Origin of the sequence: Microbacterium sp. SGAir0570 (genome assembly GCF_005491085.2) — a bacterium.
Lineage (GTDB): Bacteria > Actinomycetota > Actinomycetes > Actinomycetales > Microbacteriaceae > Microbacterium > Microbacterium arborescens.
In genome coordinates this window covers 2211267-2224508 of the sequence record NZ_CP027929.1, presented here as the reverse complement: position 1 = coordinate 2224508, position 13242 = coordinate 2211267, and the positions used below count along the sequence as shown (strand labels likewise).

General features: G+C 69.1%; 14 protein-coding genes and 1 tRNA gene. 7 read left to right on the top strand and 8 right to left on the bottom strand.

The genetic code is table 11. From position 1 onward, the window contains the following. Position 1: 1 nt before the first annotated feature. Positions 2-931 carry a DMT family transporter gene (locus C1N74_RS10565; RefSeq protein WP_137750507.1) on the bottom strand — a complete coding sequence of 310 codons (930 nt, stop codon included), beginning with the start codon at positions 929-931 and terminating at the stop codon, positions 2-4. A 72-nt stretch (positions 932-1003) separates the two neighbouring features. On the opposite strand from C1N74_RS10565, the gene cysS reads away from it, so the two are divergent. From cysS to C1N74_RS10545, 4 genes are all read left to right on the top strand, one after another. After that, complete coding sequence (cysS, locus tag C1N74_RS10560; RefSeq protein ID WP_103842385.1) at positions 1004-2407, top strand: cysteine--tRNA ligase; 1404 nt, start codon at positions 1004-1006, stop codon at positions 2405-2407. Next, positions 2400-3389: a 23S rRNA (guanosine(2251)-2'-O)-methyltransferase RlmB gene (rlmB, locus tag C1N74_RS10555; RefSeq protein ID WP_023954855.1), complete on the top strand. Its 990-nt coding sequence runs from the start codon at positions 2400-2402 to the stop codon at positions 3387-3389. Before cysS ends, rlmB begins: the two co-directional genes overlap by 8 nt. A 144-nt stretch (positions 3390-3533) precedes the next feature. Then, a complete protein-coding gene (locus C1N74_RS10550) occupies positions 3534-6002 on the top strand; it encodes a glycogen/starch/alpha-glucan phosphorylase (RefSeq protein ID WP_375538057.1) in 2469 nt (822 codons plus the stop codon). A gap of 55 nt (positions 6003-6057) precedes the next feature. Next, positions 6058-6696, top strand: coding sequence for an NAD(P)-dependent oxidoreductase (locus tag C1N74_RS10545; RefSeq protein ID WP_137750506.1), 639 nt, complete (start codon positions 6058-6060; stop codon positions 6694-6696). A 21-nt stretch (positions 6697-6717) separates the two neighbouring features. Here the strand turns inward: C1N74_RS10545 and C1N74_RS10540 are convergent, their stop codons facing one another. Both C1N74_RS10540 and C1N74_RS10535 read right to left on the bottom strand, forming a co-directional pair. Further along, positions 6718-8022 carry a DUF4032 domain-containing protein gene (locus tag C1N74_RS10540; RefSeq protein WP_023954849.1) on the bottom strand — a complete coding sequence of 435 codons (1305 nt, stop codon included), beginning with the start codon at positions 8020-8022 and terminating at the stop codon, positions 6718-6720. A gap of 85 nt (positions 8023-8107) precedes the next feature. Continuing rightward, on the bottom strand, positions 8108-9211 hold the full coding sequence (locus C1N74_RS10535) for an ABC transporter ATP-binding protein (RefSeq protein ID WP_023954846.1): 1104 nt from the start codon (positions 9209-9211) through the stop codon (positions 8108-8110). A gap of 245 nt (positions 9212-9456) precedes the next feature. On the opposite strand from C1N74_RS10535, the gene C1N74_RS10530 reads away from it, so the two are divergent. Next, entirely contained in the window at positions 9457-10443 is a 987-nt protein-coding gene (locus C1N74_RS10530; protein WP_071917904.1) for a thioredoxin domain-containing protein, read from the top strand. A gap of 65 nt (positions 10444-10508) precedes the next feature. Continuing rightward, positions 10509-10581, top strand: a tRNA-Thr gene (locus tag C1N74_RS10525). On the opposite strand, the gene C1N74_RS10520 is transcribed toward C1N74_RS10525, so the two are convergent. Then, positions 10581-10928: a hypothetical protein gene (locus C1N74_RS10520; RefSeq protein ID WP_064955006.1), complete on the bottom strand. Its 348-nt coding sequence runs from the start codon at positions 10926-10928 to the stop codon at positions 10581-10583. The genes C1N74_RS10525 and C1N74_RS10520 overlap by 1 nt on opposite strands. A gap of 198 nt (positions 10929-11126) precedes the next feature. Here C1N74_RS10520 and C1N74_RS10515 point away from each other — a divergent pair, with 198 nt between their 5' ends. Then, positions 11127-11456, top strand: a complete 330-nt coding sequence (locus tag C1N74_RS10515; RefSeq protein ID WP_023954840.1) for a hypothetical protein — start codon at positions 11127-11129, stop codon at positions 11454-11456. 4 nt (positions 11457-11460) lie between these two features. Here C1N74_RS10515 and C1N74_RS10510 read toward each other — a convergent pair whose 3' ends face one another. The 4 genes from C1N74_RS10510 to C1N74_RS10495 all read right to left on the bottom strand — a co-directional run bounded on the left by C1N74_RS10510 (position 11461) and on the right by C1N74_RS10495 (position 13218). Further along, positions 11461-11805: a hypothetical protein gene (locus tag C1N74_RS10510; RefSeq protein WP_023954838.1), complete on the bottom strand. Its 345-nt coding sequence runs from the start codon at positions 11803-11805 to the stop codon at positions 11461-11463. 156 nt (positions 11806-11961) lie between these two features. Further along, positions 11962-12321 carry an ATP-dependent DNA ligase gene (locus tag C1N74_RS10505; protein ID WP_137750505.1) on the bottom strand — a complete coding sequence of 120 codons (360 nt, stop codon included), beginning with the start codon at positions 12319-12321 and terminating at the stop codon, positions 11962-11964. 155 nt (positions 12322-12476) lie between these two features. Beyond that, positions 12477-12836 carry a hypothetical protein gene (locus tag C1N74_RS10500; protein WP_137750504.1) on the bottom strand — a complete coding sequence of 120 codons (360 nt, stop codon included), beginning with the start codon at positions 12834-12836 and terminating at the stop codon, positions 12477-12479. Positions 12837-12900: 64 nt separating this feature from the next. After that, positions 12901-13218, bottom strand: a complete 318-nt coding sequence (locus tag C1N74_RS10495) for a hypothetical protein (protein WP_064955003.1) — start codon at positions 13216-13218, stop codon at positions 12901-12903. Positions 13219-13242 lie beyond the last annotated feature (24 nt).

The following is a 13242-nucleotide window of genomic DNA, read 5'->3' as shown; positions in this document are numbered from 1 at the left end:
GTCAGGCCTCCACGGGTGTCGGGGCGGGGTTGCGGCGGGAGCGCGAGGTGACGGCCAGCAGCACGAGGCCGGCGGCGAGCACGGCGAGTCCTACGAGCGCCAGCGGAGCGAGGCGCTCGCCCAGCAGGATGACGCCGAGCAGGCTCGCCGTCAGCGGCTCGGCGAGGGTGAGGGTGGCTGCGGTCGCCGCGCTCAAGCCGCCGAGCCCCCACGTGAACAGCGCGTACGCCAGCGCGACCGTCGCCACGCCCAGCCAGAGCGCCATGACCCAGCCGCGCGGCTCGGTGAGCCACCGTATGTCGGTCAACGGCAGCATCGCGGCGCCGCACACGGCTGCGCCGGCGCCCATCGCACCCGAGACGGTGAAAGCGTCCCACCCGCCGGAGATCAGCCGCCGCTGCGCATTGGCGATGATCGCGAACGAGGCACCCGCCCCCAGCGACCCCAGGACGCCGAGACCGTCGGCCCCTGCCGATCCGCCGCCCGCGACGGCGAGCAGGGCGACTCCGGCCGTGGCCAGCGCCGTCGCGGTCATCCACGACGACGTCGGCCGCCGCCGTGTGAGGGCCCACTCCAGCAGTCCCGCGAGCACCGGGGCGGATCCGAGCGCGATGACTGTCCCCACGGCGACACCGTTGCGCGCCGTGCCGAGGAAGAACAGCGGCTGGTAGAGCGCGAGGCACAGTCCGGTCAGCGCCATGAGGGCGACGGCGCGCGGACCTCCGACCGGTCGGATGCCGTCGCGCGCGATGCGAGCGCGCTGTCGGCGGGCGCCGATCGACAGGCCGACGGCCGCGAGCGCCGTGCCCCCGACGATGAGGCGGGCCGCTCCGACACCGAGCGGTGTCGTGTCGTTGGGGCCGAGCGCCTGCGCGGTGCCGGTCGTGCCGAACAGCACCGCTGCGACGAGGACGGCGATCACGGGCAGCACCCTCCAGTTCTACCGCGTCTCGGGGCACGCTCATGCCACGGCGGCGCGGCGCCCCGCCGGTAGGCTGGTGCAGTGACCGTTCGCCTCTACGACACCCGCGCGCAGGCGCTGCGCGATTTCGCGCCGCGCGACCCGTCGAACGTCACGGTCTACGTCTGCGGTCCGACGGTGCAGTCCGGTCCGCACATCGGCCATGTCCGCGCGGCGGTCGGCTTCGACATCCTCCGCCGCTGGCTCGAGTACCGGCACGGACGGGTGACGTTCGTCCGGAACGTCACCGACATCGACGACAAGATCCTCGCCAACGCGACGGATGCCGAGCCGTGGTGGGCGCTCGCGTACCGGATCGAGCTCGAGTTCACCCGTGCCTACGCGGCCGTGGGTGTGCTGGCGCCGACCTATGAGCCGCGCGCCACGGCATCCGTTCCGCAGATGATCGAGCTCATCGAGACCCTCATCGAGCGTGGCCACGCCTACGCGGCCCCCGACGGCTCGGGAGACGTGTACTTCGATGTGCGGTCGTGGCCCGAGTACGGCTCGTTGACCCGCCAGTCGCTCGACGCGATGGAGGCCGCGGCCGACGCCGACCCCCGGGGCAAGCGCGATCCGCGCGACTTCGCCCTGTGGAAGGGTGCCAAGCCGGAGGAGCCGTCGGATGCCGCCTGGAGCTCCCCCTGGGGGCACGGCCGTCCCGGGTGGCACATCGAGTGCTCGGCGATGAGCCGGCGCTACCTCGGCGGCGAGTTCGACATCCACGGCGGCGGACTCGACCTGCGCTTCCCGCACCACGAGAACGAGCTCGCCCAGTCGACGGCGGCGGGTGACGCCTTCGCGCGCTACTGGGTGCACAACGGCCTCGTCACCGTCGGCGACCAGAAGATGTCGAAGTCGCTCGGCAATTTCCTGCTCGCCGACGACGTGCTGCGCGAGCGCGACCCCCGTGTCGTCCGGTATGCGCTCGGCGCCGCCCACTACCGGTCGAGCCTCGACCTGACGCCGGCGAGCTTCGACGAGGCCGAGGCCGCGCTCGGCCGCATCCGTTCGTTCCTGCAGCGCGCCGCTCGCGTGCTGCCCGGGGGATCGGCCGGTCGGGATGAGGACGTGCCCGTCGCCTTCGCATCCGCGATGGACGACGACCTGGCCGTCCCGCAGGCGCTCGCCGTGCTGCACGAGACCGTCCGGGCGGGCAACACCGCGCTCGACGAGGGCGACCACGACGCGGTCTCCGCCGCGGTTGGAGCCGTGTCGGCGATGCTCGCCGTGCTGGGGCTCGATGCCGCCGATGAGCCGCGCGGCGACGACGCCGAGACCGTCGCTCTCGACGCGCTCGTGCGCACCATGATCGACCAGCGCGCTGAAGCGCGCGCGACCAAGGACTGGACGACAGCCGACCGTATCCGCGACGCGATCGCGGCGGCCGGCATCGTCCTCGAAGACGGTCCCGAGGGGACCCATTGGAGTGTGAACCGTGGCTAAGCCAGGAAACCCGTCCGCCGGACGCGGCAAGAAGAAGGGCCCCACCAAGGGCACCGGCGGCAAGAACCGTCGATCGCTCGAGGGTCGCGGCCCGACGCCGAAGGCCGAGGATCGCGCGTGGCACCCCGCAGGCAAGCGGAAGGCCGCTCAGGAGCGCTACATCGCCGCCGGTGGCAAGCCGCAGCAGCGCCAGGGCAGCGCGAACCGGGCGCCGAAGTCGAAGTCGGGCGATGACACCGAGACGGTCACCGGCCGCAACAGCGTGCTCGAGGCGCTGCGCGCCAAGATCCCCGCCACGGCCTTCTACATCGCCCAGCGCGTCGAGATGGACGACCGTGTCAAGGAGATGCTGTCGATCGCCACGAACCGCGGCATCCCGGTGCTCGAGGTCACGCGCCAGGAGCTCGACCGCATGGCCGGGTTCGACGGCGTGCACCAGGGCGTCGCGATCAAGGTGCCGCCCTACGAGTACGGCCACCCGCAGGACCTGCTCGAAGAGGTCATCGACTCGGGGGAGACCCCGCTCTTCGTGGCGCTCGACGGTGTCACCGACCCGCGTAACCTCGGCGCGATCATGCGCTCGGCCGCCGCCTTCGGCAGCCAGGGCGTCATTGTTCCCCAGCGCCGCTCGGCGGGCGTCAACTCGGCCGCGTGGAAGACCAGCGCCGGCGCGGCCGCGCGCATCCCGGTCGTCATCGCGCCGAACCTGACGACCACGCTCAAGGAGTTCAAGAAGCAGGGCGTCTTCGTGCTCGGCCTCGATGGCGGCGGCGACATCGAGCTGCCGTCGCTGCAGCTCGCCGACCGCCCGGTCGTCATCGTCGTCGGGTCGGAGGGCAAGGGGCTCTCGCGTCTGGTGACCGAGACGTGCGACCAGGTCGTCTCGATCCCGATCTCGTCGGCGACCGAGTCGCTCAACGCCGGTATCGCGGCATCCGTCGCGCTCTACCAGGTCGCCACGATCCGCGCCGCGCAGGAATGATCGGCGGGCGTCGTCGGGCTGTGACCGGGCGATGACCTTCCTGTAAATTCCGCTCGGTCGACGCCTGACGACCCGGCGCGATTCCGATCGAACGGGTAGTTTCGAACCGTGAGCGAGAACGACAAGACCTCCGGCTCCCGCACGATCGCTGCGACCCACCCGCTGGCGCTTGCGCCGGTGGCGTCGCCTCCGGCGACGGTGGACGGTTTCGTGCGCGAGTTCCTGCTGAACCTCAACATGGAACGCGGTGTCGCGTTGTCGTCGGCGACCGAGACCGACACGTACATGGCACTCGCTGCCACCGTGCGCGACTATCTCGTCGCGCGGTGGCTCGAGGACCAGCGGCGTCAGCGCGAGGACCAGCGCAAGGCCGTCTGCTACCTGTCGGCGGAGTATCTTCTCGGGCGTCAGCTCGACAACAACCTGCTCGCCTCGGGGTTGACCGAGATCGCGACCGAGGCGCTGGCCGCATGCGGCATCGACATCGACACGATGCGCGCTCACGAGGTCGAGCCGGGCCTCGGCAACGGCGGCCTCGGGCGCCTCGCTGCATGCTTCGTCGACTCGCTCGCCACCCTCAGTGTTCCGAGCATCGGGTACGGCATCCGATACGAGTACGGCATTTTTCGCCAGGTTTTCCGGGGCGGTGAGCAGATCGAGAAGCCGGATGCCTGGCTCGCGCTCGGTTCGCCGTGGGAGTTCCGTCACCCGGAATCGGCGCAGACCGTCTCGTTCGCCGGCCACACCGAGACCTACGACGACGACGGCGTCATCCGCAGCCGGTGGGTGCCGGCCTGGAGCGTGCGCGCCGTGCCCTACAACTACATGGTGCCCGGCTACCAGAACGGGCGGGTGAACACCCTCCGTCTGTGGAGCGCCGAAGCCACGAAGGCCTTCGACCTGCGCACCTTCAACAGCGGCGACTACGTCGAGGCGGTGCGCGCGCAGACGTTCGCGGAGAACATCTCCAAGGTGCTGTACCCCGAGGACTCCACGCCGCAGGGCAAGGAGCTGCGCCTTCAGCAGCAGTACTTCTTCGTCGCGGCATCCATCGCCGACTACATGACGAAGGTGCTGCCCGAAGACTTCGATCTCGAGGATCTTCCTGAGCGCGTGATCTTCCAGCTCAACGACACCCACCCCGTCATCGCCGTTCCCGAGATGATGCGCGTGCTCGTCGACGAGCGGAAGCTCGACTGGGATGCCGCCTGGGCCATCACCCAGAAGTGCTTCGCCTACACGTGTCACACCCTGCTGCCCGAGGCGCTCGAGGTCTGGTCGGTCGATCTGCTCGGTCGCCTGCTGCCGCGGCACCTCGAGATCATCTACCGCATCAACGACGAGTTCCTGCTCCGCGTGCGCGAGCGGTTCGGCGACGACGAGCAGCGCCTGCGCGACATGTCCATCGTCTCCGAGCAGCGGGCCGTGCGCATGGCCTACCTCGCGACGGTCGCCGGGTCGAAGGTCAACGGTGTCGCCGAGCTCCACTCACAGCTGCTGCGCGAGAAGGTGCTGCACCAGTTCGACGAGATGATGCCCGAGAAGTTCACGAACGTCACGAACGGCGTGACCCCGCGACGGTTCATGCGTCTGGCGAACCCCGACCTGTCCGAGCTCATCACCGCCGCGCTCGGCACCGGCTGGCTCACCGACCTCGAGCGGCTGCGCGAACTCGAGTCGTACGCCGAGGATCCCGATTTCCGTGCGGCCTTCGCCAGCGTCAAGGCCGCGAACAAGCGGCGCCTGAACGACGTGCTGATGAAGCGCGACGGCTTCGAGATCGCCGACGACCACCTGCTCGACGTCATGGTCAAGCGACTGCACGAGTACAAGCGTCAGACGCTCAAGCTGCTCCACATCGTCACGCTCTACGAGCGGGTCGTGTCGGGCCGGGTGGCGGCGTCCGACCTGCAGCCGCGCACTTTCATCTTCGGTGCCAAGGCAGCTCCCGGCTACGCGATGGCCAAGCGGGTCATCCACCTCATCAACGCCGTCGGATCTGTCGTGAACAACGACCCGCGCCTCGAGGGGCGCCTCAAGGTCGTCTTCCCGCCGAACTACAACGTCACGCTCGCGGAGCGGGTCATCCCTGCCGCCGACCTGTCCGAGCAGATCTCGCTCGCAGGCAAGGAGGCTTCGGGCACGGGCAACATGAAGTTCGCCCTGAACGGCGCGCTCACTATCGGCACCGATGACGGCGCAAACGTGGAGATCCGCGAGCTCGTCGGTGACGACAACTTCTTCCTGTTCGGCATGAGCGAGCCCGAGGTCGAGGAGCTCTGGGCCGCGGGCTACCGTCCGGGAGAGTTCGCCCAGGCTGACGATGAACTGCGCCGGGCGCTGGATCTCATCGGATCCGGTGCGTTCTCGGACGGCGACCGCTCGACCTTCGAGTCCGTCGTGTCGAACCTGATGTACGACGACCGCTTCATGGTGCTGGCCGATTACACGTCGTACATCGCAGCCCAGGAGCGGGTGGATGCCGCGTACGCCGACCGCGATGCCTGGACCCGCTCGGCCATCCTGAACGTCGCTCGAACAGGCTTCTTCTCGTCGGATCGGTCGATCCGCGACTACATCGACCGCATCTGGCACACGCAGCCCGCTCGCTGATCGGCCACACCCGCGGGCCGGGGCCCGCGCACGACACCCAACGGAGGAAGAAGTCATGGCACGCATCGCCGTCATCGGAGGAACCGGCTACGCCGGCAGCCACATCGTCGAGGAGGCCGTCTCGCGCGGCCACACCGTCGTCTCCGTCGCCCGCAAGGTTCCCGCCGAGCGCATCGAGGGCGCGACGTACCTCGAGGGCACCCTGCTGGACGTGCCCGCCCTCGTCGGCCAGCTCGACGGCGTGGACGTCGTCGTCTCGGCTGTCGCCCCGCGCGGCGACATGCAGGGGCAGGTCCGCCCGAACACCGCGTTGCTGGTCGAAAGCCTTCCCGAGAACGTGCGCGTCGGCGTCGTCGGCGGTGCGGGCGGCAGCCTCGTCGCCCCGGGCGGTCCGCGCCTGATCGACAGTGGCTTCCCCGAGGAGTTCAAGGACGAGGCGCTCGAGGCCATCGGCATCCTCGAAGATCTGCAGGCCGACGAAAGCGGTCGCGACTGGTTCGCCATCCACCCGGCGGGCGGCTTCGGGTCGTTCAACCCGGGCGAGCGCACGGGACGCTACCGCGACGGCGGCGATGTGCTCGTCACCGACGAGAACGGCGACTCGTTCATCTCGGGTGCAGACTTCGCCATCGCGGTCGTCGACGAGATCGAGAACCCGAAGCACGTCCGCGAGCGTTTTACCGTCGGCTACTGAGCGGCGGCGCGGCCTCGTTCGTCAGACGAGGTCGCGCCAGTCGACCTCAGCCTCGTCGTCGTCGACGGGAACGGAGTCGGTGACGATCGGAACCGACATCGTCTCGGTCGGCGGCCCCATCACGGTCGCCTCGTCGCGCCGGTGACGGAGCACGTTCTCGACGTACGACGACAGCACCTCGGCCAGGGGCACCGACCGCCCCTCCGTCTGCGAGAGGTACCAGCGGTGCTCGAGCACCTGGTGGAACAGCTCGGCCGGCTCGAGCTTCGCGCGCAGGTCCCACGGCACCGAGAGCACGACGGGCTCGAACACTCGGGTGAGCCACTCGTGCGCGACCATCTCCTCGTTCGACCCGAGGCGTGAGACGCGCGCGCTGAACTCGTCGAGGTCGTTGAGCAGACGACGGGCCTGGTTCTCCTCGACGTCCAGTCCCGTCAGTCGGAGCAGTCGACGCTGGTGGTGGCCGGCGTCGACGACCTTCGGCTGGATCGAGACGCGCGTGCCGTCGGCGGCGGCGTCGATCGACATCTCGCCGATGTCGAACCCGAGCGAGTTGAGCTTCTGGACGCGCTCGGTGATGCGCCACGACTCGTTCGCCGAGAACGTCTCCTGGTCGGTGAGGGCCGCCCACAGCGAGTGGTACGACGACATGATGCCGTCGGCGATCGCGATGGCGTCCACGCCGCCCTCAAGACGGCCGCCGGCCTCGAGGTCCATGATCTCGCCGGCGATGTTCGTGCGTGCGATGTCGAGATCGTGCATCCGCTGACCGCGCGTGAGGCCGCGCTCGTGCAGTTCGCCCGTCTCGGCGTCGACGAGGTACGCGGCGAAGGCGCCGGCGTCGCGGCGGAAGAGCGTGTTCGACAGCGAGACGTCGCCCCAGAAGAAGCCGACGTTGTGCAGGCGCACGAGCAGCACCGCGAGGGCGTCCACGAGACGGGTCGCCGTGTCGGGGCGCAGCACCTGGGTGAACAGGGCGCGATAGGGGAGGGAGAACTTCAGGTGTGCCGTCACGAGGGCCGCGGGCAGTTCCTCGCCGTCCGCGTCGCGACGCCCGTCGATGACCGCCACCCGCTCGACGCAGGGCACGTCGAGGCGCTGCAGCGAGCCGAGCATCTCGTACTCGCGCCGGGCCATCGCCGCCGTCGTCTCCTTGATCGCCACGACCCGTCCGGACAGGTTCGCGAAGCGCACGAGGTGGCGCGAGATGCCCTTGGGCAGGTAGACGATGTCGGGCGTCGACCAGTCGGCGAGGGTCGTCGACCAGGGAAGGGCGAGCAGGCCCGGGTCGACGCTGCTGGCGGTGATCGAGAGCGAGGCGGTCACGGATTCTCCGATCGGATGTGAGGCGCAAAGACTGCGGCGCGGGCGACCAGAGGCCACCCGCGCCGCAGCGTACGAAGATACCGGATCAGGCCGAGGCGATGGCCTTGTCGGTCAGGCGCTCGCCGGTCTCGCCGTCGAACACGTGGACGTGTCCGGGGACGGGAGCCAGGACGACCTTGTCGCCCGCGTTCGGGTGACGGCGGCCGTCGACGCGCGCGACGATGTCGGTGCGCTTGCCGTTGATGTCGGTGTGGCCGTAGAGGTAGCCGTCAGCACCGAGCTCCTCGACCAGGTCGACGTCGACCGTCAGGCCCTGGCCGTCCTCGGGGTTGACGATGATGTCCTCGGGGCGGATGCCGATGGTGACGGTCGAGCCGTGCGCCTTGCCGAGCGTGTCGGCCTCGACCGGGGCGACCTTGGTGCCGAACTGTACGCCGCCCTCGGCGAGCGAGGCGGTGAACAGGTTCATGGCGGGCGAGCCGATGAAGCCGGCGACGAAGACGTTGTTCGGCTTCTCGTACAGGTCGCGCGGGGTGCCGACCTGCTGCAGGATGCCGTCCTTGAGGACCGCGATGCGGTCGCCCATGGTGAGGGCCTCGGTCTGGTCGTGGGTGACGTACACCGTGGTGACGCCGAGGCTGCGCTGCAGCGAAGCGATCTGCGTGCGGGTCTGGACGCGGAGCTTGGCGTCGAGGTTCGACAGCGGCTCGTCCATGAGGAACACCTGGGGCTTGCGGACGATGGCGCGGCCCATCGCGACACGCTGACGCTGACCACCCGAGAGAGCCTTCGGCTTGCGGGTCAGGTACTCCTCGAGGTCGAGGAGCTTGGCTGCCTCGAGCACGCGCTGGGCGCGCTCTTCCTTGCCGACGCCGGCGATCTTGAGCGCGAAGCCCATGTTCTCAGCGACCGTCATGTGCGGGTACAGCGCGTAGTTCTGGAAGACCATCGCGATGTCGCGGTCCTTCGGGGGAACGTCGGTGACGTCGCGCTCACCGATGCGGATGCTGCCCGAGTTGACCTCTTCGAGGCCGGCGAGCATGCGCAGCGAGGTGGACTTTCCGCAACCCGAGGGGCCGACCAGGACGAGGAACTCGCCGTCGCCCACTTCGAGGTTGAGCTTGTCGACCGCGGGGCGCGTGCCACCGGGGTACAGACGGGTTGCGTTGTCGAAAGTGACAGTCGCCATCGTTTCTTCTCCTTCACCGGCAGGTACGTGCCGGACGATCCGTTGTGAATGGAACGGGGTCGCCCCCGTACGCCCCTCATCGGGCGCGCTCTCAGTATGGCACGTGCGCGGGCGTGCGAGAGACATGGAGATCGGGCCGGTGCTCTGGGCTTTCCCAGGCTGGCTGATTACCATCGAGTGACTCGTGAAGCCCGTCGCGAGTGCCACCGCTCGGCCCTCATCCTTCTTCTGTTCCCCGAGGTTCCATGTCTTCTGACGACACTCCTGACGCACCTGAAACGCCGGCAGTCACCGACCGTCGCGAGGCGGTGCGTGAGAAGGCGCTCCAGGTTCACACCCGGCAGTCGCGTGCGCGCATCGCACGCCGCTCGGGTCTCGGAGTGCTCGCTGTCGGAGTCGTGGCCGCCGCAGCCGTGGCCGTCACCATGACCGTCTCGAGCGCCGGAAGCCAGCCGCAGCTCGAGCCCGCGACCGCCTCGGGTGACGGATTCGTCGTCGCCGATGTGGTCAACACCTCGGTATCGACCGACATCGCCGCCGAGACCGATGCGTCCGCGCCGGCGGAGTCCGCCCCGGATGCCGCGGCTGCGACGCCCGCCGAGGGCCTTCCTGCTCCGACGTCCTCCACGGCCCCGCCCGTCGAGATCCGGGTCTACGTCGACTACCTCTCCGCCGGTGCTCGCGAGTGGCAGGTCGCCAACGCCCAGCAGCTCACCTCCTGGGTCGACGACGGTGCCGTCACTCTCAGCTACTACCCGGTGGCGATGCTGACGGCGAAGTCGAATGGAACGAAGTACTCGCTCCGCGCGGCCAGTGCGGCAGCGTGCGTTGCCACGAACGCGCCCGACGCCTTCTTCGCGTTCAACAACGAGCTGCTCACGCGTCAGCCCGAGGTCGACACCGACGGCTACTCCGACACCGAGCTCGCGAACATGGCGCAGGCCTCCGGCGTCGACTCGACCCGCGTCGTCCGCGACTGCATCGAGTCGGGCTCCTACGCCGCCTGGGCGAAGTCGGCGACCGAGCGCGCCGTCGCCGGCATCCCCGACACGAACGGCCTGTCGCTCACCGGGACCCCGATGGTGCTCGTCAACGGCAAGCAGTACATCGGCGACCTGAGCGATCCGGCCGAGTTCTCGCAGTTCGTACTGACGACCGCGAGCGACGCGTACTACAAGTCCGCTCCCACCCCGACCCCGACCCCGACGCCCACCGAGGCGCCCGCGTCCTGACCGGGCGCCGTCGGGGCAGCAGGCGTTTCTGCGCTGCCCGCGTCCGTCGATAGACTGGACGTCCTGCCGACTTGGCGCAATTGGTAGCGCACCGTACTTGTAATACGGGGGTTACGGGTTCGAGTCCCGTAGTCGGCTCAGTAGCCCTCGAGATCGGGGTCCCAGTTGTCCACCTCGATCGGAGTCATCGGCTGTGGACGATCGGCGGGACGCCGATAGGGGTAGTGCGGGTGCATCCGGAGCAGGGTGGCACCGGTCGAGAAGTCCGGTTCGTCGCCGTACCAGGGGGCGGGCTCGGACATCACCGCGATGCCGGGACCGAGGATCAGGTCGACGCTGATGTTCGAGGAGTCGCCACTGGCGACGGGAATCGTCACCCGCTCGGTGTGCGACAGGTTCGCGAGGGCGACGCTGAGGCGCAGCAACACGTCGGCGACGTCGTCCGTGGTGAGGACGACGCCTGTTCCATAGTGGATTCGACGCACCCGCCAATTGTCCCCGGTCGGAGAAAGCACGCAAGGCGGCTTGCGTGATCGGGCGCACGCGGCGCATCCTTCGCCCCCTCGGCGCAGTCTCCCGACGGGCGGCGGTGGAGGTACCTTGTGGATCAGCCGCTCGCGACGCTCAAGCGCCAGAGGCCCCTGGTCCGGGGTGAGACCGGACCCTGCTCGAGAGGGAGAAGCATGGGACATCTGATCTACGGTGTCGCACCGGCCGTCAACGTCGATGACTGGGCGCTGCAGCATCTGCGTGCGGTGATCGTCACCAAGCTCCGTCGCGACGAGAGCTTCGTCTTCACGTGGGGCAGCGAGCCCGACACGCACGGCGACGATGCCGCGGAGGGGCAGGAAGGTCAGTACGGGAGCGTCTGGATCTCCCGCGCCTCGTCGCTGTATTTCAGCTTCGCCGAAGCGCCGACGGGGACGCTCAACCGGCGGTGGCTCGTGCTCCTCAATGAGGCGGCGAACAGCGCGGCGGGGTTGCGGCTGGTTCCTGAGCCGACCGGCGACTGACCCGTCAGGTCGCCCGGCTCGCGATGAAGTCGGCGGACTTGGACTGCAGGAACGAGCAGAGGGCGGACACCATCGCCAGCTCCGCCGACAGCTCGAAGGCACGGCCGGCGTCGAGCTTTACGTCCTGCTCGCGGGCTTCGAACGTGATCGCCCAGCGGGTCGAACCGACGGGCTCGGGCTGCAGGTAGGTCACGGTGCCGGCATTGACCAGGTCGAGGCCGATGAGGCCCGTGTCATAGCCGTCGGTGCCGTCCTGCGGCATCACCCGCAGCCGCTCGCTGATCGGGTATCCGAGTTCGGCGAACTCAGCCAGCCAGGCCTCCAACGTCTCTTTCGTGCGAAACGGCATGCGCTCCTCCAATGGCACCCGGCAAGACGCCTGTCGTGTCGCCGGCGCTCATTATCGCCTGGACCGACGACCGTTCCCGACTCCTCCGTGGTCAGCGTGCGCGAGGGCGCTCGCCGATACCGAAACGGGATCGTTGTACCGCCGGCCGGCGGTCGATCATCCGCCGATACGCTCCCCGTAGAGCTCGACACCGCCGCTGTGCAAGGATGCCGCCCGCGGCGCCGGCTCCGGCACCACGTACAGTCCGGTGGGGGAGCTCGCGACGGTCGTGAGCGCGGTGAGCCATTCCCGGCTGAGCTGGGGCTCGCGGCCGCCGTGGAACTTGAACTCGAGGTCGGCACCCGGGTGGATCCACACAGCACGCCGCCCGCCGCCCACGCTCGGGTCGTCCTTCCAGGTGAAGAAGAACGACTCGCTCCGCCGGAGCTTCGCCCCGACGACCTGCTGCAGGTGAGCGAGCGTGCGATCTTCGATATCGACCTTGGCGTTTCCGTTTCCGTAGATGAAGCGGCCCATGCTGTCCTCCACACGTGCACAGGGCGACGGCCGCTCCGATGAGGGGAGGGAGCGAGGAGGCCGTCGCGTTTTTCCACGCTTGCTTGCTCATAACGGTCCTCGTCGCACGAGCGGTCGTCAAGGGCACTGCGCGTAACGGCTCACGCCGCGAGATTTCAGATGATGTCGATCGCTCCGCCGAAATCGTCGTTCCACGACGTGAGGTCGTCGGTCTCGGCTGTCGGGCCGGGCTCAGGCGCGCGGCGGGGGTAGTCGGGATGCAACTGCAGCCAGCCGACGGCATCCTCGAAATCCGGCTCCGGGATGTCGATGGCCGCGGGCCGGGACAGAATGTGGATGCCCGTCCCGATGACGAGATCGACCTGCGCGGGCTCCTCCGACCCCGGCTCGATCGCGAGGACCGTGACGACTTCACTTCCCGATGTGGCGGCCACGCTCGCCGTCAGCGCGAGCAGCGCGCGAGCGACGGCATCGCTGGTGATGAAGGTCTCGCCCCCGTACTTGACGTAACGCATCGTGACGCACGATGCCACGGTGGGCGATGGTGCGGGACGGGGTTGCCAACTCGTCAGCGGCGGGCTATCCGTGCGCGCGCTCGCCGCGGCGCGTCACGGCGTTGCGCCAGACGACGGTGTTGAGCTCGCCGGCCGGGCTCATCCAGTGCACGACCACGACGCGATCGTTCCACCCGTGCGCGATGGCTGCGACCCGTTCGGCGGGCTTGTGCGGCCACGACACCCACGCCCACACCGCAGGCCGGTCCGCCGGCCACTCGAGCGGGCGTGGCCCATAGGCCTGCATCGGGATCGTGCACGGCGGGATGCGCATGAGGACGCGTTCGGTGCGTTCGTCGACCCGTCGATCGATTGCATCGGCATAACGCTTGTTCGTGCCCACGGGCCGGGTCTCCTCTCCCGGCCA